This is a genomic window from Mucilaginibacter hurinus (assembly GCF_003324525.1).
GTDB lineage: Bacteria > Bacteroidota > Bacteroidia > Sphingobacteriales > Sphingobacteriaceae > Mucilaginibacter > Mucilaginibacter hurinus.
The window spans coordinates 1-279 of the sequence record NZ_QGDC01000030.1 but is presented as its reverse complement, the minus strand read 5'-3'; the positions used below and the strand labels follow the sequence as shown (position 1 = coordinate 279).

Annotated in this window: 1 protein-coding gene; it reads left to right on the top strand. The window is 63.4% G+C overall.

All coding sequences use genetic code 11. The features are described 5' to 3' along the window. Positions 1–92 precede the first annotated feature (92 nt). A partial coding sequence (locus DJ568_RS17060; protein ID WP_199561023.1) for a flavodoxin domain-containing protein occupies positions 93–279 on the top strand: 187 nt, incomplete at its 3' end.

Genomic DNA, 279 nt, shown 5'->3' with positions numbered 1-279 from the left:
ATCCACTGCTGTTACGAATCCCTTGCGCCGGCCTCAGGCTCGATTATGTATCTGTCGTTGTTGCGGTTACATATCGCGAGGGAGAAATCCAGATGAGCCATGCTCAAGCCAAGGTCGCCGTCGTCTATCATTCCGGCTACGGCCACACCGCCGTCCTGGCCGAGAAGGTCGCCGAGGGCGTCCGCGAATCCGGCGCCGAGGCCGTCCTGCTCAAGGTCGAGAGCGCCGGGCAGGACTTCGATCCGCTGCTCGACGCCATCACCGAGGCCGACGCCGTGG